The sequence below is a fragment of the Streptomyces sp. NPDC005533 genome, assembly GCF_042871845.1.
GTDB lineage: Bacteria > Actinomycetota > Actinomycetes > Streptomycetales > Streptomycetaceae > Streptomyces.
On record NZ_JBIAJH010000021.1, the window covers coordinates 113734 to 133534 of the forward strand.

The following is a 19801-nucleotide window of genomic DNA, read 5'->3' on the forward strand; positions in this document are numbered from 1 at the left end:
TTGACCTGTGACAATCAGCGCCATGGACAGCAGCAGCACCGGTACGGGTACCGGCGGGGCCCGTCGGCAGGCCACCCGGCAGAAGCTCTACGAAGCGGCCGTCACCCTCATCGCGGAGCAGGGCTTCTCCGCGACCACGGTCGATGAGATCGCCGAGCGGGCGGGCGTCGCGAAGGGCACCGTCTACTACAACTTCGCGAGCAAGAACGACCTCTTCGAGGAGCTGCTGCGGCACGGGGTCGGGCTGCTGACGGTCTCGCTGCGGACGGCGGCGGAGGAGACGGAGGCGCGCGGCGGCAGCCGCGTCGAGGCGCTCGACGCGATGATCCGCGCCGGCCTCGTCTTCATCGACCGCTACCCGGCCTTCACCCAGCTGTACGTCGCCGAGCTGTGGCGGACCAACCGCGCCTGGCAGTCCACGCTGATGGTGGTCCGGCGGGAGGCGGTGGCCGTCGTGGAGAAGGTGCTGCGGGAGGGCGTCGAACGCGGTGAGCTGAGCGCCGAGATCGACGTGCCGCTCACCGCGGCCGCGATGGTCGGAATGGTGCTGGTGGCCGCGCTGGACTGGCAGTCCTTCCAGAGCGAGCGCTCCCTCGACGACGTCCACTCGGCGCTGTCGCTGCTGCTGCGGGGCCGGGTCAGCGGCAACCGCTGAGCCCGCGCGCCGCGGCGAGCACCCCCCCAGTCGGCGGTGCCGCGGGGGCACCGCAGCCCGTACAACTGGTGGGGCCTGCCGCGACGGCTGAGTACCCGTACCTAGGCGCGGAGATGAGTACGTGCGCGGATGGCTCCCACCTGCGCGGACGCCAGACTGGGAGCAACGGACAGGAGACCCGGTCCGCACCGCCGACACGGGGCTGCGGAGCGGACCGGGTACCTCCTCACCGTGGCCGGGCGGGGGACACGAACCCGGTGACGCAGGACGCGAACGCGGCGGGGCTCGGGGGGATCGAGCCTCGCCGCGTTCGCGCGTGCGCGGGTCCTGCCGCCTTCCTCCCGGGCGGAGTCCGGGAGGAAGGGCCTCAGCCGCGGTCCCGGAGCGGGAGCCGGAGGCGGGCGGCGGTCAGCCGGGCCGAGACCCACGAGGCCAGCGCCGACCAGCGGGTCGAGACCCATGAGGCCACCGTCGACCAGCGGGCCGAGACCGACCAGCCGAGGCGGGTGGCCGAGCGGGGGAGGAGCAGGGCCCGCAGGCGGGCCGGGCGGCTCACCGCGGCCAGCAGACCCGCGCGGGTCAGCAGCACGTCGTCCGCCAGCCCCGGGTACGAGACCTCCGCGCCCGGCGGCGCGTACAGGGCCCGTTCCACCGCGCCCGCGACCCGGTGGACCGCGGCCGCGGCCTGCGGATCCAGGCGGCCCAGGTCCACGACCCGGGCGGCCGCCCTGCGCGGGGACAGCGCCTCGTCCGGGACCACGCCCACGTCCCAGGCGGCGTCGCCCAGTTCCCGCCACGCCGTCAGGACCTCCCCGGTCCCCAGGCGCCGGGCCCGCAGCCGGCCGCGCCACAGCAGCGGCACCAGCGGCAGGGCCAGGACCGCCAGCAGGGCCGCCGTCCAGCCGAGGACCGTCGTCAGCGAGGGCCCGTCGCCGTGGGTCGGGCCCTGCGCCGCCGCCGGCGTCCCGCACTCGCCGAGCTTCTTCAGCGCGGGCGGGCACTCCGCGGACGCCGAGGGCGCCGCCGACGGCTGCGCGGAGCTCTGCGAGGGCACCGGCGCCGGCGCGGACGGCTGCTGGGCCGCCGGGGTCTGCGGCCGGGAGTAGTCCGGCACGTTGATGCCGGACCGCGGCGTCGGCTCGAACCGCGTCCAGCCCACGCCCTCGAAGTACAGCTCCGGCCAGGCGTGCGCGTCCCGCATCGACACGTTCACGCTGCCGTCGGACTGCTTCTCACCGGGCGTGAAGCCCACCGCCACCCGCGCCGGGATGCCCAGGCTGCGGGACATGGCCGCCATCGAGAAGGCGAAGTGGATGCAGAAGCCCTCCTTGTCGGCGAGGAACCGCGCGACCGCCTGCGGGCCCGTGCCCGAGGCCGTCCTCGTGTTGTAGCGGAAGCCGCCGTTCACGGCGAAGTAGTCCTGCAGCCGCACGGCCCGCGTGTAGTCGTCCTTCGACCCCTGCGTCACCTGGCGGGCCGTGTCGGCGACCACCGCCGGCAGGTTGTCCGGCACCTTCGTGTACTCGTCGCGGACGGCCCGGTCCGGCTCCGGTGCCTTCTGCAGCTGCTGCGCCGTCGGCCTCAGCAGCAGGCTCTGCACCGAGTAGCCCGCGCCCTGGACGTTCTGGAACCTGTCCCTGCCCAGCTGGTCGCCGACCAGGGTCCGGCCGGCGGGCTCGAACCGCCACTTCCCCTCGATCTTCACCGAGGTCGCCGGATACGGCATGGGCAGGTAGCGCTGCGTGTAGCTGTCCGCGGCCGAGAGGGTGGTGGTCACCTCCGTGGAGGTCACCCGCACCTGGTCGCTGAGCCCCGCCGGCTTCGGCAGCACCTCGGGCACATCGGTGAGGGCCCGCCCGGAGGCCTCCCACTTGACGCCGTTGAACTCGTCGAGCGCGAGGATCCGCAGGTACTGCTCGCTCTGCTGCGGGCTGTTCGTCCGGTACTTGAGGATGACCCGGTTGTCCTGCGCGTTCAGGTTGCTCTGCAGGGAGACCAGCGGGTTGACCGCCGAGATGGTCCCGCCCGCACCGCCGCCGTCCTCGCCGCCGTCCTGGTTGCCGCCGAGCAGCCCGCCGCCGAGCGCGGGCAGCGCCGCCGGCACCGCCAGCGCCACGCCCAGGGCCACCGCGCCGATCCGCCGGCCGAACCGCGCCGGGGCCGTCGCCTGCCCGCCCGCCCCACTGCTCAGGCCGGAGTCGGCGGAGCCCTTGCCGCGCGGGGCCGCGCCGAAGACCCGGCCCCACTGGGCGAGCCGGTCGCGGCCCTCGGCCAGCAGCATCAGCAGGTACCCGCAGCCCGCCAGCAGGAAGGAGAACCAGGAGGCGTTCCCGCCGCCCGACAGACCCGCGGCCACCGAGTACAGGGCGAGCAGCGGCAGCCCGGCCGCGGCGGCCGTCCGCGCGGCCACCGCCAGCGTGTCCACGAGCAGCCCGATCAGCAGCACCCCGGACACCAGCAGCAGCCGGATGCCGTCCGTCAGCGGGGCCGGGATGGCGTACTCGCCGACGTCCCGGACGCCCTGTGCGAACAGCGAACCGAAATCGTCCACCAGGTACGCCAGCGGCCCGCTGCCCGTGGCCTCGCCCTTGCCGGCGAAGAGGAACACGAGCAGCAGCAGGGGCACCAGCAGCTGCGCGGCCACGGTCAGCGACCGCGCCAGCGGCACCCGCCGGGCGCCGGCCCCCACCGCGCTCTGGACGCCCAGCAGCAGCGCCCCCTGCAACAGCCACGCCTGGGACTCGACCAGCGGGGCCAGCGACCACGAGGTGAGCAGCGTCGCCAGTGCCGCGAACAGCGTCAGTTTCGCCCGCCCGCTCATGCCCGACCTCCGGAAGTCCCCGTACCGACCCGGGCGGTACCGGCCTGTCGCCACAACTCGCCGAAGGCCACCCCGGGCGGGGCGGCCAGCGCCGTCCAGCCCGCGTCGCGCAGCCTGCGCAGCCGCTCCTCCAGCGGGGGCACGGCGTGCCCGGCCGCGGGCTGTCCGCCCCAGGCCGCCGAGTCCAGTACGAAGGCCACCGCACCCGAGGTGCGCTGGCGCATCCTGGCCGCCAGTTCCGTCTGTACGTCGTCCAGGTCGCCGAGGAAGGCGATGAGGAGCCCGTCGCCGCCGGCTCCGCCGAAGCCTCCCGCGCCGGCGCCGCGCACGGCGTCGTAGGCCCGCGAGAGCCCGGCGCCGTCGGAGTGCCCGACCACCGCGAGGGTGTCCATCATCAGTCCGGCGGCTTCCGCGGACTCCTGGCCGCCGGCGGTGAAGCCGCCCCCGCCGTCGCCGGGGACCGAGTCCCCGGTGTCCGTGAGCAGCCGTACGGAGAAGCCCTGCTCCAGGACGTGCACGAGGCTGGAGGCGGCCGCCGAGACGGCCCATTCGAAGGCGGAGTCGGGGCCGGCGCCGTCGAAGGCGAGGCGCCGGGTGTCCAGCAGGACGGTGGCCCGGCTGCGCTGCGGCTGTTCCTCGCGGCGGACCATCAGCTCGCCGTAGCGGGCCGTGGAGCGCCAGTGCACCCGGCGCAGGTCGTCGCCGCGCCGGTAGCCGCGCGGGATCACGTCGTCGTCGCCGGCCAGGGCCAGCGAGCGGCGGCTGCCGTCGCCGTAGCCGTTGGACTCGCCGGTCAGCCGGACCGGCGGCAGGGGCTCGGTGCGCGGGATGACGGTGAGGGTGTCGTAGGTGCTGAAGGAGCGGGTCAGCTCGACCAGTCCGAAGGGGTCGGTCAGCCGCAGCTGGAGCGGGCCCAGCGGATAGCGGCCGCGCAGATCGGAGCGGACCCGGTAGGACACCTCGCGGCGTCCGCCGGGCTCGACCCGGTCCAGGACGAAGCGCGGGCGCGGGCCGAGGACGTAGGGCACCCGGTCCTGGAGCATCAGCAGGCCGGTGGGCAGCCGGGAGACGTTGTCCATGCGCAGCTGCACCCGGGCCTCGGAGCCCGCGGGCACCCGTCCCGGGCTGAGCCGGCGGCTGCCGGAGACCCGGTGGCGGGTGCGGTGCAGGGCGTAGACGCAGATCAGCGGCAGGGAGGCGAGCAGCAGGCCGACGCGGAGCAGCTCGCCCTGGCCCAGGACGTAGGCGCAGGCGGCCGCGGCTATCCCGGCGGCCAGGAACGAGCGGCCGCGAGTGGTCAGCCCGGACAGCGAAGCGCGGAACCCGCCGCCGTCCCCCGGGCCGCCGGCGCCGCGCGGGGCACCGGCGCTCATCAGAAGCCCCGGATGCCCGCGCCGGGCGGCATCTCGCCGCGGGCGTGCGCGGCCGGGACGGGGGTGCGCTGCAGGATGTCGTGGACGACCTGCTCGGCGGTGCGCCGGTTCAGCTGGGCCTGGGCGGTGGGCAGCAGCCGGTGCGCGAGGACCGGGGCGGCCAGGGCCTGGACGTCGTCGGGCAGGACGTAGTCCCGGCCGTCGAGCGCGGCGGAGGCCTTCACGGCGCGCAGCAGGTGCAGGGTGGCGCGGGGCGAGGCACCGAGCCGCAGGTCGGGGTGGCTGCGGGTGGCGGCGACGAGGTCGACGACGTAGCGCCGGACGGGCTCGGCCACGTACACCTCGCGGACGGCCTCGATGAGCTTGATGATGTCGTGGGCGTGCGCGACGGCCGTCAGGTCGTCGAGCGGGGACACCCCGCCGTGCACGTCGAGCATCTGGAGCTCGGCCTCGGGGCTGGGGTAGCCGACGGAGACGCGGGCCATGAAGCGGTCGCGCTGGGCCTCGGGCAGCGGGTACGTGCCCTCCATCTCCACCGGGTTCTGGGTGGCGACGACCATGAAGGGGCTGGGCAGCGTGTAGGTCGTGCCGTCGATGGTGACCTGGCGCTCCTCCATCGACTCCAGCAGCGCCGACTGGGTCTTCGGCGAGGCGCGGTTGATCTCGTCGCCGATGACGATCTGGGCGAAGATCGCGCCCGGCTTGAACTCGAACTCGCGACGCTGCTGGTCGTAGATGCTGACACCGGTGATGTCGGAGGGCAGCAGGTCGGGCGTGAACTGGATGCGCTGCACCGAGCAGTCGATCGACTTCGCGAGCGTCTTGGCGAGCATCGTCTTGCCGACGCCCGGTACGTCCTCGATCAGCAGGTGCCCCTCGGCGAGCAGCACGGTGAGCGCGAGGCGTACGACCTCGGGCTTGCCCTCGATCACGCTCTCGACCGACTGGCGCACCCGCTCCGCCGTGCTGGTCAGATCCGCGAGGCTCGCTCGGTCGTCATACGTCGTCACCTTGGTTCTCCTCGGCCCATTCCCAGGGCCGACGCCCTTGGCGCATGACCGGCCCACCCCGAAACACGGACACCGGCCCGGGGGATCCCGGGTGGTGCCACCCCGCATTCTTGACGGCGTTACGGCCTCGTGTCACTCAAGAGCTGGGATCGATCTCCCGCAGGAGCCCGGTGTGCACATCGAAGACGAAGCCTCGCACATCGTCCTTGTGGGGCAGGAACGGGTTGGTGCGAACCCGCTGCATGGACTGGCGGACGTCCTGGTCCACGTCCCGGAAGGCCTCGACGGCCCAGGCGGGACGCTGGCCGACCTCGTCCTCCAGCTCGTGCCGGAAGTCCTCGGTCAGGCTTTCGAGGCCGCAGCCGGTGTGGTGGATGAGTATCACCGTGCGGGTGCCGAGCGCCCGCTGGCTGATGGTGAGGGAGCGGATGGTGTCGTCGGTGACCACGCCTCCGGCGTTGCGGATCGTGTGGCAGTCGCCGAGCTCCAGGCCGAGCGCCTTGTGCAGGTCGAGCCGGGCGTCCATGCAGGCCACGACGGCCACGTGGAGCACGGGGTGGGCGTCCATCCCGGGGTCGGTGAACTCCGCGGCGTAGCGGCGGTTCGCCTCGACCAGCCGGTCGGTGACGGATCCGCCGACGGTCGCCTCGGACGCGGAATCTGCAGGCAGGGATGCGGAAGTCGTCATGGGTACGACGTTAGTGGTCACGGCAGGTGAAGGGCTCGCGTGAGGTGGGACAAAGAACGTCAACGAGTGTTGTTGTGAGCTAACCCACAGGGGTGGGTACGAGGCCGCCGTTCGGGTGGTTAGCGGCTTTTGTCGGTTCGGTCCGAGAGGCGCGGACGGCGCGCGGGGCGGTTCGTTGACCGTGGCGACCGTTGCACTAAAGTGACGCGAACCGGCCGGAGCCCGGCCCTGACCGGCCGCCCGGCCCCCTGGTAACACTCCGCGTGCGCGGCGCGGCGTATGCCTGCCGCGCCGTTATCTGAGAGGGCGCTTTGACTAGCGAGTCCCGACATGTCCCGGTGATGCTCCAGCGGTGCCTGGACCTGTTGGCCCCGGCGCTGGAGAGGCCCGGGGCCGTCGTCGTCGACTGCACCCTCGGCCTCGGCGGCCACAGCGAGGCCCTGCTGACCCGGTTCCCCGAGGCCCACCTGATCGGCCTCGACCGCGACAAGGAGGCCCTGCGGCTCTCCGGCGAACGCCTCGCCCCCTTCGGCGACCGGGCCACCCTCGTCCACGCCATCTACGCCGACCTCGCCGAGGTCCTCGACGGGCTCGGCATCCCGGCCGTCCAGGGCATCCTCTTCGACCTGGGCGTCTCCTCGATGCAGCTGGACGAGGCCGACCGCGGGTTCGCGTACGCGCAGGACGCGCCGCTGGACATGCGCATGGACCAGACGACGGGCATCAGCGCCGCCGAGGTCCTGAACACCTACGCGCCGGGCGAGCTCGTCCGGATCCTGCGCCAGTACGGCGAGGAGAAGCAGGCCAAGCGGATCGTGTCCGCGATCGTCCGGGAGCGCGACAAGGAGCCCTTCACCAACAGCGCGCGGCTCGTGGAACTGATCCGCGACTCCCTGCCGCAGGCCGCCAAGCGCACCGGCGGCAACCCGGCGAAGCGGACCTTCCAGGCCCTGCGGATCGAGGTCAACGGCGAGCTCTCGGGTCTGGAGAAGGCCATCCCGGCGGCCGTGGACCGGATCGCGGTCGGCGGCCGGATCGCGGTGCTCTCGTACCACTCGCTGGAGGACCGCCTGGTCAAGCAGGTCTTCGCGGCCGGCGCGACCTCCACGGCCCCGCCCGGGCTGCCGGTCGTACCGGAGAAGTACCAGCCGAAGCTGAAGCTGCTGACGCGCGGGGCGGAACTGCCGACCGAGGAGGAGATCGCCGAGAACCGGCGGGCCGCCCCGGCGAGATTCCGCGGGGTCGAACGCATCCGGGAGGCGCGGCTGTGACCAAGGCCGGGAAGGTCGCCACGCTGACCCGCGGGCAGGCGGCCCGGCTCGGCCGGGCGCTCGGCGGCCGCCCGGCCCGCCCCCGCCCCGGCGGGCAGGCCGCGCGGATGCCGTTCGTCCTGCTGGTCGTGGCGCTGCTCGGCGGCGGCCTCATCAGCCTGCTGCTGCTGAACTCGGCGCTGAACGAGGGCTCCTTCCAGCTGACCCGGCTGAAGAAGGAGACCACCGCCCTCACCGACGAGGAGCAGGCGCTGCAGCGGGACGTGGACGCCCACTCGGCCCCCGACGCACTGCAGCGGCGGGCGCAGGAGCTCGGCCTGGTCCCCGGCGGCAGCCCCGTCTTCATCGGCCCGGACGGCAAGGTCGCCGGCGCCGCCGCCCCGGCCGAGGCCTCCCCGAGCCCGACCCCGCCGCCGGCCCCGCCCGCCTCCCCGGCCCCGGCGGGCCCGACCCCGGCCCCGCCCTCGCAGCAGCCCAGCCCGACCCCTGGAAGGTGACGTCGTGAAGCGGACCCCTGCGGGGCCATTTCCCACCCCGCCCTTTCGCCTCCCCCGGACGTCGTCCGGGCCGGTTCTTTCGGGCCCGTCGCCGTCCGAGGCGCGGGACCTGGGGCGCAGCCTGCCGAGCGGGGTGGCCGCGTGAGCCCGCAGGAGCCGCCGCGGCGGCTCCTGCCGGGGCCGGCCCGGCCGGCCAGACCGGGTGACCGCGCGCGGGCGACGGGCCGCCCGGCCTCGCGCCCGGCGACCCGTCGGCCGGCGGCGGCCAGGCGGCCCCACACCATCCGGCTCGGCAGCCCCCGCCCCCGGCTGCGCCTCGTCGGCGTCGGCCTGACCCTCGTCATGCTCGCCTTCGTCGTCCGGCTGCTCCAGGTGCAGGCCGTCGACGCCTCGACCTTCTCCGCCGAGGCCTCCAAGAACCGCTACACCCGCGTCAAGCTGGCCGCCGAGCGCGGCGAGATCACCGACCGCCGCGGCGTGGCCCTCGCCACCAGCGTCGACGCGTACGACATCACCGCCGACCCGAAGATGTTCACGCCGCAGGAGAGCAAGGCCCCGGACGCCCCGGCACAGGCCGCCGCCCTCCTCGCGCCCATCCTCGGCAAGGACGCCAAGGAGCTCGCCGCCCGGCTGAGCGCCAAGAACACCCGGTACGTGGTCCTCGCCCAGCGCCAGACCCCGCAGGTCTGGAACCAGATCAAGGACCTCCAGCGGGTCTTCAGGGACAAGGCGGCGGCCGACAAGAAGAACAACGGCCCCGGTGCCAACGTCCTCGCCGGCGTGTTCAAGGAGGACAGCAGCAAGCGCGTGTACCCGAACGGCGACCTCGCCGCCGGGATACTGGGCTACGTCAACGCCGAGGGCAAGGGCGGCGGCGGCCTGGAGTCCTCCCTCGACAAGAAGCTGTCCGGCAAGGACGGCGAGATCACCTACGCCCAGTCCGGCGGCCGCAAGGTCCCCACGGCCGGCTCCAGCGAGAAGCCCGCCGTCCCCGGCGAGGACATCGTGCTGACCATCGACCGCGACATCCAGTGGGCGGCCCAGAGCGCCATCGCCGAGCAGGTCCAGAAGTCCGAGGCCGACCGCGGGTACGTCATCGTCCAGGACACCCGCACCGGCGAGGTGTTGGCCATGGCCAACGCCCCCGGCTTCGACCCCAACGACCTGACCCGGGCCAGCTCCGCCGCCATGGGCAACGCCGCGCTCCAGGACGTGTACGAGCCCGGCTCCACCGCCAAGGTGATGTCGATGGCCGCCGTGCTGGAGGAGAAGAAGGCCACGCCCGAGACCCGCGTCGAGGTCCCCAACCGGCTGCACCGCGGCGACCGGCTCTTCAAGGACGACATCGACCACCCGACCTGGTACCTGACCCTCAACGGGGTCCTCGCCAAGTCCTCCAACATCGGCACCATCCTGGCCACCGGCCAGCTCGGGCCCACCCAGCCCGAGTCCAACAAGGTCCTGCACTCGTACCTGAGCAAGTTCGGCATCGGCCGGCCCACCGGGCTGGACTACCCCGGCGAGTCCCGCGGCATCCTCGCCAAGCCCGAGGACTGGTCCACGTCGCAGCAGTACACGATTCCTTTCGGCCAGGGCCTGTCCCTCAACGCCATGCAGGCGGCCTCCGTGTACTCGACCATCGCCAACGACGGGGTCCGCATCGAGCCGACGCTGGTGCGCGGCACCAAGGGCACCGACGGCCGCCTCACCCCGGCCCCCGCCCCCGAGCAGCACCGCGTGATCAGCCAGGAGACCGCCAAGACCCTCGCCGCGATGCTCGAATCCGTCGTCGACGACCAGGAGGGCACCGGCACCAAGGCGAAGATCCCCGGCTACCGGGTCGGCGGCAAGACCGGCACCTCCAACCGGGTGGATCCGGCCACCGGCCGGTACAAGGGCTACACCGCCTCCTTCGCCGGATTCGCACCCGCGGACAACCCGCGGATCACCGTCTACTGCGCCATCCAGAACCCCACGAAGGGCAGTTACTTCGGCGGCCAGATCTGTGGCCCCATCTACAAGAAGGTCATGGAGTTCGCCCTCAAGACCCTTCAGGTCGCCCCCACCGGAACCGCCCCCGCCGGACTGCCGGTCACCTACGAACCCGGCCCGCAGCCCGCCGCCCCGCAGCCCAGTCCGCAGCCCGGTCAGTGACCCACAGCCCGGTCGGCCCGCCAGAAAAGCGTGAGGCACCATCAGTGACAACGATCACCCCGAAACCCGGGAACCAGCCGCTTGCCGACGCCGAGGCCGGGCCCTCACTTCGCGACCGGCCCGCCGCGCCCGGTACGCTCACCGCCGTGCCCCACGCTGATCAGCCCAGAACCACCCAGAAAGACGCCCCGGCAGCGCCGCCGGGAGCGCCCAGGCCCGCGTCCGCCCGCCCGACCCCGCTGGGCGAGCTGGCCACCCTGCTGGGCATCCCGGCGCCCGCAGCGGCGCAGATCACCGGGATCACGCACGACTCCCGTGCGGTGCGTCCCGGAGACCTGTACGCGGCCCTGCCCGGAGCCAGGACGCACGGCGCCGACTTCGCCGCCCAGGCCGCCGGTCTCGGCGCCGCCGCCGTGCTGACCGACCCCGCGGGCGCGCAGCGCGCCGAGGCCACCGGCCTGCCGGTCCTCACGGTCGCCGACCCGCGCGGCCGGATGGGAGAGCTCGCCGCCGCGATCTACGGACGCCCCGGCGAGGACCTGCTCCAGATCGGCATCACCGGTACCTCCGGCAAGACCACCACGGCGTACCTCGTCGAAGGCGGCCTGCGCGCGGCGGGCCGCAGCACCGGACTGGTCGGCACCGTCGAGATGCGCATCGGTGACGAGCGCATCAAGTCCGAGCGGACCACCCCCGAGGCCACCGACCTCCAGGCCCTCTTCGCCGTCATGCGCGAACGCGGCGTCCAGGCCGTGGCGATGGAGGTCTCCAGCCACGCCCTGGTGCTCGGGCGCGTCGACGGCTGCGTCTTCGACGTCGCCGTCTTCAACAACCTGAGCCCGGAACACATGGAGTTCCACTCCGACATGGAGGACTACTTCCAGGCGAAGGCCGGGCTCTTCACCGCCCGTCGGGCCCGCCTGGGCGTGGTCAACCTCGACGACGAGTACGGCCGCCGCCTGGCCAAGGAGACGACGATCCCGGTCGTCACCTTCTCCGCCGCGGGCGACCCGGCCGCCGACTGGCGCGCCGAGGACGTGGTGTTCGGGCCGGCGAGCTCCACCCTGACCCTGCTGGGCCCCGAAGGACAGCGCGTGCGCGCGGCCGCGCCGCTGCCCGGCCCGTTCAACGTGGCCAACACCGTCGCCGCGATCGTCACCCTCGCCGCCGCCGGCCTCGACCCGCAGACCGCCGCCGACGGCGTCGCCGCGGTCCCCGGGGTGCCCGGCCGGCTGGAACGGGTGGACGCGGGACAGCCGTACCTCGCCGTCGTCGACTACGCGCACAAGACGGACGCCGTGGAATCGGTCCTGCGCGCGCTGCGCGAGGTCACCGAGGGCAGGCTGCACATCGTGCTCGGCTGCGGCGGCGACCGCGACACCACCAAGCGCGCCCCGATGGGCGCCGCGGCGGCCCGGTACGCCGACGTGGCCGTCCTGACCTCCGACAACCCGCGCTCCGAGGACCCGCTCGCGATCCTCGCCGCGATGTTCGAAGGCGCCGTGTCCGTACCGCCCGCCGAGCGGGGCACGGTCCTGGTCGACGCCGACCGGGCCGCGGCCATCGCCGCGGCCGTCGCGCGCGCCCGGCCCGGCGACACCGTGCTGGTGGCGGGCAAGGGTCACGAGCAGGGCCAGGACACCGCCGGTGTCGTACGGCCCTTCGACGACCGCACCGTGCTCCGCGCCGCGATCGAGCACCAGGCCGTGCTCGACCAGGCGGCCGCGCCCGATGAAACGACTACGGTCCGACAGGCCGAGGTGAACCAGTGATCGCCCTTTCCCTCGCCGAGATCGCCGACATCACCGGCGGGCGGCCCCACGACATACCGGATCCGTCCGTCCAGGTCACCGGCCCCGTCGTCTACGACTCCCGGGAGGTCCGGCCGGGCAGCCTGTTCGCCGCCTTCGTCGGCGAGCGGGTCGACGGCCACGACTACGCCGAACGCGCGCTGGCCGCCGGGGCCGTGGGCGTCCTCGCGACCCGGCCCGTGGGCGTACCGGCGATCGTCGTACCCGACGTGGTGGCCGCCCTCGGGGCGCTCGCCCGGGCCGTCGTCGCCCGCCTGGGCACGGACGTCGTCGCCCTCACGGGCTCCGCCGGCAAGACCTCCACCAAGGACCTCATCGCGCAGGTGCTCCAGCACCACGCGCCGACCGTGTGGACCCCCGGGAACCTGAACAACGAGATCGGCCTGCCGATCACGACGCTGCGCGTCACCGAGGAAACGCAGCACCTGGTCCTGGAGATGGGCGCCCGCGGCATCGGCCACATCCGCTACCTCACCGGGCTGACGCCCCCGCGGATCGGCCTGGTCCTCAACGTCGGCACCGCGCACATCGGCGAGTTCGGCGGCCGGGAGCAGATCGCCCAGGCCAAGGGGGAGCTGGTCGAGGCGCTGCCGGCCGAGGCGGAGGGCGGTGTCGCCGTCCTCAACGCGGACGACCTGCTGGTCCGGGCCATGGCCGGGCGCACGAAGGCCCGTACGGTGCTGTTCGGTGAGGCCGAGGACGCCGACGTCCGGGCCACCGAAGTCCGCATGACGGACAGGGGGCGGGCTTCCTTCACATTGCGAACACCGACCGGGTGCAGCGACGTGACCTTGCGGCTGTACGGTGAGCACCACGTGTCGAACGCGCTCGCCGCGGCCGCCGTTGCCCATGTACTGGGCATGTCCGTCGAGGAGATCGCCACCGCGCTCTCCGGGGCGGGCACGCTGTCCCGGTGGCGGATGGAGGTCACCGAGCGCGCGGACGGTGTGACGATCGTCAACGACGCCTACAACGCGAATCCCGAGTCCATGCGGGCCGCACTGCGCGCGCTCGCCGCGATGGGCGGTGCCGGCAGGGCGAACGGGGGACGCACGTGGGCGGTGCTCGGCCCGATGGCCGAGCTCGGGGACGACGCGCTCGCCGAGCACGACGCGGTCGGGCGACTTGTCGTCCGGCTCAACGTGAGCAAGCTCGTCGCAGTCGGGGGCAGGGAAGCCTCCTGGCTGCAACTGGGCGCATATAACGAGGGTTCGTGGGGTGAGGAGTCGGTGCTCGTGTCCGACGCGCAGGCGGCGGTCGACCTGTTGCGCAGTGAACTGCGCCCGGGTGACGTCGTGCTGGTGAAGGCTTCCAGGTCGGCCGGTCTGGAGCGGGTGGCCCAGGCCCTGCTCGAGGGCACTGTCGAGGGCGAGGTCCCCGGCCGATGAGGCAGATCCTGTTCGCCGGTGTCATCGGCATGTTCCTCACCGTTGTCGGCACCCCGCTGCTGATCAAGCTGCTGGCCCGGAAGGGCTACGGGCAGTTCATCCGCGACGACGGCCCGCGCGGCCACGCCGGGAAGAAGGGCACGCCCACCATGGGCGGCATCTCCTTCATCCTGGCCACGCTCGTCGCGTACGCGCTGACGAAGGTCATCACCGGTGAGGCGGTGAGCTTCTCGGGCCTGCTCGTCCTCTTCCTGATGGCGGGCATGGGCCTGGTCGGCTACCTCGACGACTACATCAAGATCGTCAAGCGGCGCTCGCTCGGTCTGCGGGCCAAGGCCAAGATGTCCGGCCAGCTGATCGTCGGCATCGCCTTCGCCGTGCTCGCGCTGCAGTTCAAGGACTCGCGCGGGCTGACCCCGGCCTCCACCAAGCTGTCGTTCGTGACGGACTTCGGCTGGTCGATCGGCCCGGTGCTGTTCGTCGTCTGGGCGCTGTTCATGATCCTGGCCATGTCCAACGGCGTGAACCTGACCGACGGTCTGGACGGTCTGGCCACCGGCGCCGCCGTGATGGTCTTCGGCGCCTACACCTTCATCGGCGTCTGGCAGTTCCAGGAGTCCTGCGTCAACGCGCAGACCCTGCCCAGCCCGAACGCCTGCTTCGAGGTGCGCGACCCGCTGGACCTCGCCGTGGTCGCCTCCGCCCTGATGGGCGCCTGCTTCGGCTTCCTGTGGTGGAACACCTCGCCCGCCAAGATCTTCATGGGTGACACCGGTTCGCTGGCCCTCGGCGGCGCGCTCGCCGGTCTCGCGATCTGCTCCCGCACGGAGTTCCTGATCGCCCTGCTCGGCGGCCTCTTCGTCCTCATCACCATGTCGGTCGTCATCCAGGTCGGCTCGTTCAAGATGACCGGGAAGCGCGTCTTCCGGATGGCTCCGCTGCAGCACCACTTCGAACTCAAGGGGTGGTCCGAAGTCCTCGTGGTGGTCCGCTTCTGGATCATCCAGGGCATGTGCGTGATCGTGGGTCTCGGTCTCTTCTACGCGGGATGGGCAGCCGACAAGTGACCTCCTGGCAGGGCAAGAACATCACCGTGGCCGGTCTCGGGGTGAGTGGCATCAGTGCCGCCCGCGCCCTGGCCGGCCTCGGCGCCGTGGTGACCGTCGTCGACGGCGGCGACGGCGAGGGCCACCGGGCCCGCGCCGCCGAACTGGCGGAGCTGGGGATCTCCGTACGCCTCGCGGACGCCGAGACCCTCCCCGAGGGCACCGAGCTGGTCGTCACCTCGCCCGGCTGGAAGCCCGACAGCCCGCTGTTCGCGGCCGCCGCCGCCGCGGGTGTGGACGTGGTCGGGGACGTCGAGATCGCCTGGCAGCTGCGCGGGGAGAACGCCGCCCCCTGGCTCGCCGTCACCGGCACGAACGGCAAGACCACCACCACCCAGATGCTGGCGTCGATCCTGAAGGCCGCCGGTCTGCGCACCGCCGCCGTCGGCAACATCGGCACCCCCATCATCGACGTGGTGCTCGGCGAGCAGCAGTACGACGTGCTCGCCGTCGAACTCTCCAGCTACCAGCTGCACTGGGCGCCCTCGCTGCGCGTCCACTCGGCCGCCGTCCTCAACCTGGCCCCGGACCACCTCGACTGGCACGGCTCGATGGAGGCGTACGCCGCCGACAAGGGCCGGATCTACGAGGGCAACACGGTGGCCTGCGTGTACAACGTGGCCGACCCCGCCACCGAGAAGCTCGTCGAGAACGCCGACGTCGAAGAGGGCTGCCGGGCGATCGGCTTCACCCTCGGCGCCCCCGGCCCGTCCATGCTCGGCGTCGTCGACGGCATCCTCGTCGACCGCGCCTTCGTGGAGAACCGGCAGAAGAACGCCCAGGAACTCGCCGAGGTCAAGGACGTCAACCCGCCCGCCCCGCACAACATCGCCAACGCGCTCGCCGCGGCGGCCCTGGCCCGCGCCTTCGGCGTGGAGCCGCGCGCGGTCCGCGACGGGCTCCGCGACTTCCGCCCCGACGCCCACCGCGTCGCGCACGTGGACGAGGTCGGCGGGGTCACCTACGTCGACGACTCCAAGGCCACCAACACCCACGCGGCCGAGGCCTCGCTGGCCGCCTTCGAGCCGGTCGTGTGGATCGCCGGCGGCCTCGCCAAGGGCGCGACCTTCGACGAGCTCGTGCAGAAGTCGGCGAAGCGGCTGCGCGGCGTGGTGCTGATCGGCGCCGACCGGGCGCTGATCGCCGAGGCGCTGGCGCGACACGCCCCCGAGGTCCCGGTCGTCGACCTCGACCGGACCGACACTGGGGCGATGCTCGCAGCGGTCCGGGAGGCGGCCGCGCTCGCCGAGCCCGGCGACACGGTCCTGCTGGCACCTGCCTGTGCCTCGATGGACATGTTCGCGAACTACAACAAGCGTGGGGACGCATTCGCCGACGCGGTGCGCGAACTGGCCGCCGAGAGCGCCGCGGACACGGTCTAGGCCGGGGCTCCGGGGCAGGTTCCCTCCGGCCGGCTGCTCGCCTCGTACGAGTGGAGGGGAAGGTCACAGATGCCGGCGAAGCAGATGCTGCCGGGGCGGCGGCCGTCCGCCGTGAAGGCGCAGGGCCGCAAGCGGCCCGTGGTGCGACTGAAGCGGCCCGCAGGGCGCGGGCCGCTGGCCGGGCTGCGGCGTACGCAGCGGCAGTTGCGCAAGGCCTGGGACCGCCCGCTCACCGCCTATTACCTGATTTTCGGCAGTTCGCTGCTCATCACCGTGCTCGGCCTGGTGATGGTGTACTCGGCCTCCATGATCAAGGCCCTCCAGCTCGGCCTCGGTGACGCGTACTTCTTCAAGAAGCAGTTCCTCGCGGCCCTCATCGGCACCGGACTGATGCTGGTCGCCTCCCGCATGCCGGTCAAGCTGCACCGGGCGCTGTCCTATCCCGTGCTCGCCGGCACGCTCTTCCTGATGGTCCTGGTCCAGGTCCCCGGGATAGGGGTCTCCATCAACGGCAACCAGAACTGGATCTCCCTCGGCGGCCCGTTCATGTTGCAGCCCAGCGAGTTCGGCAAGCTGGCCCTGATCCTGTGGGGCGCCGACCTCCTGGCGCGCAAGGGCGACAAGGGGCTGCTCAGCCAGTGGAAGCACCTGCTGGTGCCGCTGGTCCCGGTGGCCTTCCTGCTGCTCGGGCTGATCATGCTGGGCGGGGACATGGGCACCGCGATGATCCTCGGAGCCATCCTCTTCGGCCTGCTCTGGCTCGCGGGCGCCCCGACCCGGATGTTCGTCGGGGTGCTGGCCTTCGCGGGTGCGATCGTCGCCCTGCTCATCAAGACCAGTCCGCACCGGATGGACCGGCTGGAGTGCCTCGGTGCGACAGACCCGGGCAAGAACGACCTTTGCTGGCAGGCCGTGCACGGGATCTACGCCCTCGCCTCGGGCGGATGGTTCGGTTCCGGCCTGGGTGCAAGTGTGGAAAAATGGGGGCAACTACCCGAAGCCCACACCGACTTCATCTTCGCCATCACCGGGGAGGAACTGGGTCTCGCGGGGACGCTGTCGGTGCTCGCCCTGTTCGCGGCTCTAGGCTATGCGGGTATCCGCGTGGCCGGACGCACGGAGGACTCCTTCGTACGGTTTGCCGCGGGAGGCGTGACCACCTGGATCACGGCCCAGGCCGTGATCAACATCGGTGCGGTGCTCGGCCTGCTGCCGATCGCCGGAGTCCCGCTCCCGCTGTTCTCCTACGGAGGGTCAGCCCTGCTGCCGACCATGTTCGCGGTCGGACTGCTCATCGCCTTCGCGCGGGAGGAGCCGGCGGCGCGCGCGGCCCTCGCGATGCGACAGCCGAAGACCGGCTGGTGGCGGACCGGGGTGAGATGGAAGTCGATGAGACGGCGCGTCAAGAAGCGTCCGTCCGGAGAGCGGTGAATTTCGGTGCATGTCGTACTCGCCGGTGGGGGGACCGCCGGCCACATCGAGCCGGCGCTCGCCCTCGCGGACGCCCTGCGCAGGCAGGACCCTTCAGTGGGCATCACCGCCCTCGGCACCGAGCGCGGGCTGGAGACCCGGCTGGTGCCGGAGCGCGGCTACGAGCTCGGGCTGATCCCCGCCGTGCCGCTGCCCCGCAAGCCGACCCCGGAACTGATCACCGTCCCCGGACGGCTGCGCGGCACCATCAAGGCCGCGGAGGAGATCCTCATCCGCACCAAGGCCGACTGCGTCGTCGGTTTCGGCGGCTACGTGGCCCTGCCCGGCTACCTCGCGGCCAAGCGGCTCGGGGTGCCGATCATCGTCCACGAGGCCAACGCCCGGCCCGGACTGGCCAACAAGATCGGCTCCCGGTACGCACACGCCGTCGCCGTCTCCACCCCGGACAGCAAGCTGCGCGGCGCCCGCTACGTGGGCATCCCGCTGCGCCGCACCATCTCCACCCTCGACCGGGCCGCCGTCCGGCCGGAGGCGCGCGCCGCCTTCGGCCTGGACCCCAACCTGCCGACGCTGCTGGTCTCCGGCGGCTCGCAGGGGGCCCGTCGCCTCAACGAGACGATCCAGCAGGTCGCTCCGACCCTGCAGCGCTCCGGCGTCCAGATCCTGCACGCCGTCGGCCCGAAGAACGAACTGCCGCGTGTCGACAACATGCCCGGGATGCCACCCTACGTACCGGTACCGTACGTGGACCGGATGGATCTCGCGTACGCCGCCGCCGACATGATGCTGTGCCGAGCGGGTGCGATGACCGTCGCCGAACTCTCCGCCGTCGGGCTGCCCGCCGCCTACGTCCCGCTGCCGATCGGCAACGGCGAACAGCGGCTCAACGCCCAGCCGGTGGTCAAGGCCGGCGGCGGCCTGCTCGTCGACGACGCGGAACTGACGCCCGAGTGGGTGCTCGGCCAGGTCCTCCCGGTGCTGTCCGACCCGCACCGCCTGTACGAGATGTCCCGCGCCGCCGGTGAGTTCGGCCGGCGCGACGCCGACGAGCTGCTGGTCGGCATGGTGTACGAGGCGATCGAAGCCCACCGGAACCGCTGACGCGGAGCCCAGACGCAGGAGGCACAGGAGTGGCCGGAGCGACGACCGCACAGCGCGGGACCCCTGGTCCCGGCGGATCCGGCCGGCCCGGCCGCAAGAACGCCGGCTCTCCCCCGCCACCCGAGCCCCCCAAGTCCGGCACGTCCGCGCGGAGAACCGGCCCGCAGGGCCCCGGCGCACGCCTGCGCCGGGGCCCTGTGCTGGCCTCCCTGGCCGCCGCGGTGCTCCTCGTCGCGGGCGGGACCTGGGCGCTCTACGGCTCCTCCTGGCTCCGCGTCGAGAAGGTCACCGCCACCGGCACGGAGGTGCTCACCCCCGAGCAGGTCCTCTCGGCCGCGGCCGTGCCCGTGGGCGCGCCCCTGGTGAGCGTGGACACCGACGAGATCGAGAGCCGGGTCCGCGGCCGGCTGCCCCGTATCGATTCGGTCGACGTGGTGCGGGCCTGGCCGCATGGAATCGGGCTGAAAGTGACGGAACGCAAACCCGTCCTGCTCATCAAAAAGGACGCCGGCTTCGTCGAAGTGGACGCTTCGGGTGTGCGATTCGACACGGTTCCGAAAGCACCCGGGGGCGTTCCGGTCCTCGAATTGAACGCCGCACGATCCCCGAGCGCCCGTCGCTTCGACGAGGAACGGCTGCTGCACGAGGCCGTCCTCGTCGCCGGCGCCCTCCCGGAACCCGTCGCCAGGGAAACCGTGCAGGTCAAGGTGGGTTCCTATGATTCCGTGGTGCTGGAGCTGACGAGGGGCCGCTCCGTGACGTGGGGGAGCGGTGAACAGAGCGCGGCGAAGGGGCGTGCGCTGACCGCTTTGTTGAAAGCCGCGCCCAAGGCCGGTCACTTCGACGTGAGCGTCCCCACCGCCCCTGCGGTGTCCGGGAGTTGACTCCCGGTCGAACAACGACGCACCCTGGTTGGCCAGCGATACGGGTGATCACATAGGGTGAAAAGAAAAACGGGAGGTTCGGCGTGTTCGTTGAACACGCGCTACTTGTCGACTTAGTGTCCTGTTCGGAAGAGTCCAAGGAACAGACACACCCCTAACCCTAAACTTCAGGGTGAGGGTTCGGGTCGGCGCGTTCGGACCGTCCCTATTTCGGCATCAGTCGTCGCAA

General features: G+C 72.6%; 15 protein-coding genes. 11 read left to right on the top strand and 4 right to left on the bottom strand.

The window, feature by feature from the left end:
• Positions 1-22: 22 nt before the first annotated feature.
• Complete coding sequence (locus ACFYP3_RS22090; RefSeq protein WP_388835065.1) at positions 23-655, top strand: TetR/AcrR family transcriptional regulator; 633 nt, start codon at positions 23-25, stop codon at positions 653-655.
• A gap of 367 nt (positions 656-1022) precedes the next feature.
• Here the strand turns inward: ACFYP3_RS22090 and ACFYP3_RS22095 are convergent, their stop codons facing one another.
• The 4 genes from ACFYP3_RS22095 to ACFYP3_RS22110 form a co-directional block, all read right to left on the bottom strand.
• Positions 1023-3476: a transglutaminaseTgpA domain-containing protein gene (locus tag ACFYP3_RS22095; RefSeq protein ID WP_388835068.1), complete on the bottom strand. Its 2454-nt coding sequence runs from the start codon at positions 3474-3476 to the stop codon at positions 1023-1025.
• Positions 3473-4849 carry a DUF58 domain-containing protein gene (locus ACFYP3_RS22100; protein ID WP_388835070.1) on the bottom strand — a complete coding sequence of 459 codons (1377 nt, stop codon included), beginning with the start codon at positions 4847-4849 and terminating at the stop codon, positions 3473-3475. The genes ACFYP3_RS22095 and ACFYP3_RS22100 overlap by 4 nt, the downstream gene beginning before the upstream one ends.
• Positions 4849-5859: an AAA family ATPase gene (locus ACFYP3_RS22105; RefSeq protein ID WP_388835073.1), complete on the bottom strand. Its 1011-nt coding sequence runs from the start codon at positions 5857-5859 to the stop codon at positions 4849-4851. Before ACFYP3_RS22105 ends, ACFYP3_RS22100 begins: the two co-directional genes overlap by 1 nt.
• Positions 5860-5995: 136 nt before the next feature.
• Positions 5996-6547, bottom strand: a complete 552-nt coding sequence (locus tag ACFYP3_RS22110; protein WP_388835076.1) for a beta-class carbonic anhydrase — start codon at positions 6545-6547, stop codon at positions 5996-5998.
• 341 nt (positions 6548-6888) lie between these two features.
• On the opposite strand from ACFYP3_RS22110, the gene rsmH reads away from it, so the two are divergent.
• From rsmH to ACFYP3_RS22160, 10 genes are all read left to right on the top strand, one after another.
• On the top strand, positions 6889-7818 hold the full coding sequence (gene rsmH, locus ACFYP3_RS22115) for a 16S rRNA (cytosine(1402)-N(4))-methyltransferase RsmH (protein WP_030707351.1): 930 nt from the start codon (positions 6889-6891) through the stop codon (positions 7816-7818).
• Entirely contained in the window at positions 7815-8315 is a 501-nt protein-coding gene (locus ACFYP3_RS22120) for a hypothetical protein (RefSeq protein WP_388835079.1), read from the top strand. Before rsmH ends, ACFYP3_RS22120 begins: the two co-directional genes overlap by 4 nt.
• Before the next feature lie 141 nt (positions 8316-8456).
• Positions 8457-10469, top strand: coding sequence for a peptidoglycan D,D-transpeptidase FtsI family protein (locus tag ACFYP3_RS22125; RefSeq protein WP_388835081.1), 2013 nt, complete (start codon positions 8457-8459; stop codon positions 10467-10469).
• 44 nt (positions 10470-10513) lie between these two features.
• Complete coding sequence (locus tag ACFYP3_RS22130; RefSeq protein ID WP_388835084.1) at positions 10514-12241, top strand: UDP-N-acetylmuramoyl-L-alanyl-D-glutamate--2,6-diaminopimelate ligase; 1728 nt, start codon at positions 10514-10516, stop codon at positions 12239-12241.
• On the top strand, positions 12238-13668 hold the full coding sequence (gene murF / locus ACFYP3_RS22135) for a UDP-N-acetylmuramoyl-tripeptide--D-alanyl-D-alanine ligase (protein WP_388835087.1): 1431 nt from the start codon (positions 12238-12240) through the stop codon (positions 13666-13668). Before ACFYP3_RS22130 ends, murF begins: the two co-directional genes overlap by 4 nt.
• Positions 13665-14735, top strand: a complete 1071-nt coding sequence (gene mraY / locus ACFYP3_RS22140) for a phospho-N-acetylmuramoyl-pentapeptide-transferase (protein WP_030707344.1) — start codon at positions 13665-13667, stop codon at positions 14733-14735. Before murF ends, mraY begins: the two co-directional genes overlap by 4 nt.
• Positions 14717-16156: a UDP-N-acetylmuramoyl-L-alanine--D-glutamate ligase gene (murD, locus tag ACFYP3_RS22145; protein WP_388835090.1), complete on the top strand. Its 1440-nt coding sequence runs from the start codon at positions 14717-14719 to the stop codon at positions 16154-16156. The genes mraY and murD overlap by 19 nt, the downstream gene beginning before the upstream one ends.
• A gap of 69 nt (positions 16157-16225) precedes the next feature.
• Positions 16226-17587 carry a putative lipid II flippase FtsW gene (gene ftsW / locus ACFYP3_RS22150; protein ID WP_388835092.1) on the top strand — a complete coding sequence of 454 codons (1362 nt, stop codon included), beginning with the start codon at positions 16226-16228 and terminating at the stop codon, positions 17585-17587.
• Between the two features lie 6 nt (positions 17588-17593).
• On the top strand, positions 17594-18688 hold the full coding sequence (murG, locus tag ACFYP3_RS22155; RefSeq protein ID WP_388835094.1) for an undecaprenyldiphospho-muramoylpentapeptide beta-N-acetylglucosaminyltransferase: 1095 nt from the start codon (positions 17594-17596) through the stop codon (positions 18686-18688).
• 29 nt (positions 18689-18717) lie between these two features.
• Entirely contained in the window at positions 18718-19572 is an 855-nt protein-coding gene (locus ACFYP3_RS22160) for a cell division protein FtsQ/DivIB (RefSeq protein ID WP_388835097.1), read from the top strand.
• The last annotated feature ends 229 nt before the right edge of the window (positions 19573-19801 follow it).

Bases quoted from the DNA above. Each gene is read 5' to 3' on its own strand.
- mraY (WP_030707344.1), top strand. From the start codon at position 13,665: ATGAGGCAGATCCTGTTCGCCGGTGTCATCGGCATGTTCCTCACCGTT.
- ftsW (WP_388835092.1), top strand. From the start codon at position 16,226: ATGCCGGCGAAGCAGATGCTGCCGGGGCGGCGGCCGTCCGCCGTGAAG.
- ACFYP3_RS22110 (WP_388835076.1), bottom strand. From the start codon at position 6,547: ATGACGACTTCCGCATCCCTGCCTGCAGATTCCGCGTCCGAGGCGACC.
- ACFYP3_RS22090 (WP_388835065.1), top strand. From the start codon at position 23: ATGGACAGCAGCAGCACCGGTACGGGTACCGGCGGGGCCCGTCGGCAG.
- ACFYP3_RS22095 (WP_388835068.1), bottom strand. From the start codon at position 3,476: ATGAGCGGGCGGGCGAAACTGACGCTGTTCGCGGCACTGGCGACGCTG.
- murD (WP_388835090.1), top strand. From the start codon at position 14,717: ATGGGCAGCCGACAAGTGACCTCCTGGCAGGGCAAGAACATCACCGTG.
- rsmH (WP_030707351.1), top strand. From the start codon at position 6,889: ATGCTCCAGCGGTGCCTGGACCTGTTGGCCCCGGCGCTGGAGAGGCCC.
- ACFYP3_RS22100 (WP_388835070.1), bottom strand. From the start codon at position 4,849: ATGAGCGCCGGTGCCCCGCGCGGCGCCGGCGGCCCGGGGGACGGCGGC.